Raw genomic sequence first — 2,813 nt, forward strand, 5'->3', positions numbered from 1 at the left:
ACAACAACGTCGCGCGCCTGATGTCCACCGCGCAGGAGCACTACGCCTTCGACGACTCCGACACCTGGACCCTCTTCCACTCCTACGCCTTCGACGTCTCCGTCTTCGAGATGTGGGGCGCCCTGCTGAATGGCGGCCGCCTCGTCGTCGTCCCAACCCCCACCACCCGCAACCCCGACGAGTTCCTCGACCTCCTCGTCGACGAAGAGGTCACCGTCCTCTCCCAGACCCCCACCGCATTCCGTTCACTCATCACCGTCGCCGTCGGCACCGACCCCCGCACCGACCAGCTCTCCCTGCGCGCGGTTGTCTTCGCCGGCGAGAAGCTCGACATCCCCGAACTCCGGCCCTGGACCATCCGACTCGGCCTCGGCCAATGCGCACTGATCAACATGTACGGGATCACCGAGACCACCGTCCACACCACCTACCACCGCCTCACCAAGCGCGACTTCACCCCCGGCGCCGGCAACGCGATCGGCCGCCCCCTCAGTGACCTCGCCATTCACCTCCTCGACCCCCATGGCAACCCCGTCCCCACCGGAATCCCCGGCGAAATCCATGTCACCGGACCAGGCCTCGCCCGCAACTACCTCAACCGCCCCGCCCTTACCGCTCAACGCTTCATCCCCGACCCCCACGGCGCCCCTGGCGCCCGGATGTACCGCAGCGGTGACCTCGCGCTCCAACTCCCCAACGGCGCATATGAATTCATCGGCCGTACCGACGACCAGGTGAAGATCCGCGGATTCCGTATCGAGCTTGGCGAGATCCAGAGCGCGCTGTCCGCACTGGAGAGTGTCCGCGAGGCGGTCGTGCTGGCGCGCGAGGACGTGCCCGGTGACAAGCGCCTGGTCGCCTACTGCACGGCCGCCGAGGCCGGGGCCGGTCTGGACCTCTCCCTTGTCCAGGAGCAGCTGGGCCGGGTGCTGCCCGAGTACATGGTGCCAGCGGCCCTCGTCGTCCTGGAGCGCCTGCCACTGACCCCCAACGGCAAGCTCGACAAGCGCGCGCTGCCTGCTCCCGGTCAGGACGCCTACGTACGTACTGTCTACGTCGCACCCCGCACGCCGGTGGAGGAGCGGATCGTGGCGATCTGGGAGCGGACCCTGGGTGCGGAGCAAGTCGGTGTCCACGACAGTTTCTTCGACCTCGGAGGCGATTCCATCCGGGCCGTGGCCCTGGTCGGGGCGCTGCGCACCGTCGGCTACCCGGCGACCATGCAGGACATCTTCGCCTGCCGCTCGGTGGCGGCGCTGGCCGAGAAGCTGACGGACCGGACGGCCGAGTCATTGGCTGCGCCGGGTGTCCTGCCGTTCGCCCTGATCGGCGCCGAGGACCGCGCGAAGCTCCCCGGCGACGTGGTGGACGCCTACCCGCTGACCCTGGCCCAGCTCGGCATGGTCGTGGAGATGCTGTCCGCCGAGGGCGTGCTGCGCTACCACAACGTCGCCTCGCTCCGGGTCCGCGGCGAGGAGCTGTCGGTGGACGCCCTGCGCCGGGCGGTCGCGGTGCTGGCCGAGCGCCACGAGGTCCTGCGCACCTCCGTCGACCTGGAGTCGTATGGTACGCCCCTGCAACTGGTCCACGCCGCCGCCGAGATCCCGGTGGTGGAGGTGGACCTGAGTGGGCTCGACACCGACGAGCAGGACCGCCGATTGCGGGTGTTCGTCGAGGAGGAGAGCCGGACGGCGTTCGACCTGGAGCAGGCGCCGCTGCTGAGGCTGTTCGTGCACCGCCTCGACGCCGACAGCTGGCAGTTCACCGTCACTCAGGCGCACGTCATTCTGGACGGCTGGAGCTACCGAGCCCTGCTCGGCGAGATCCTCACCTGCTACCGCGAGCTGCGGGACGGTTCCGCGCCGCAGTCCTGGCAGGCGCCGCAGGTCCGCTTCGCGGATGCCGTCGCCGGGGAGGTGGCGGCCCTGGCCTCGGCCGAGGACCGCGCGTACTGGCAGGGGATCGTCGACGGCTGGGCCAAGTTCGACGTGCCCACGGGCTGGGGCGACCCGGCCGGGACCGAGCGCGACCCCTACAGTGTCGAGGTCATCTTCGAGGACCTCGCACCCGCGCTTTCGGCGCTGGCCGCCGAGTCCCGGACGTCGGTCAAGAGCGTGCTGCACGCCGCACACCTGAGGGTGGTCGGTGCCCTCACCACGGAGCCGTGCTTCTTCACCGGTCTGACCTGCCACATCCGCCCGGAGGCCGTGGGCACCGAGCGGGTGCAGGGGATGTTCCTGAACATCCTGCCGTTCGCGATGGACCGCAGTGCCCGCACCTGGCGGGAGCTGGTGCACCAGGTCTTCGACCGGGAGACCGAGCTGTGGCCGCACCGCAGCTTCCCGATGTCGGTGATCCAGCGCGAACTGGCTCGGGTGCCGCGACTGATCGACGTGCACTTCAGCTACCAGGACTTCGGTCAGGACGCCCGAGTGGCCGAGGGCGCGCGGGCCGGCGGGTCGGTCGATGCGGCGGCGAGCCTGGGCGCGAGCGACAACGAGTTCGCCCTGTTCGTGGTGGCCGGTCCCGGCCGGCTCACCATCAACACCCGTACCTCCGCCATGCATCGGGCGAACGGCGACCGCCTGGCCGGGCTGTACCGGGCGGCGCTGGAGGCGATGGTCGCTGATCCGGATGCGGTGATGGACGCCGCCTCGCTGGTGTCGCGTGGGGAGTTGGTGTCGTTCGAGGGCTGGAACGCGACGGCCCGGCCGGGGCGTGGGGAGGTGAGCGTGCCCGAGCTGATCGAGCGCCAGGCCGCGCTCACCCCGGACGCGGTCGCCGTGGCCGCCGCCGGCACCACCCTGTCCTAC

At 70.3% G+C, this 2,813-nt stretch carries 1 protein-coding gene; it reads left to right on the forward strand.

Annotated features, from left to right (window positions below; translation table 11 throughout):
• Positions 1–20: 20 nt before the first annotated feature.
• Positions 21–2,813: condensation domain-containing protein (locus ACFXHB_RS44650; RefSeq protein ID WP_380582953.1), on the forward strand; the 2,793-nt coding region annotated here is incomplete at its 3' end.

The organism is Kitasatospora sp. NPDC059327 (assembly GCF_042752535.1).
Lineage (GTDB): Bacteria > Actinomycetota > Actinomycetes > Streptomycetales > Streptomycetaceae > Kitasatospora.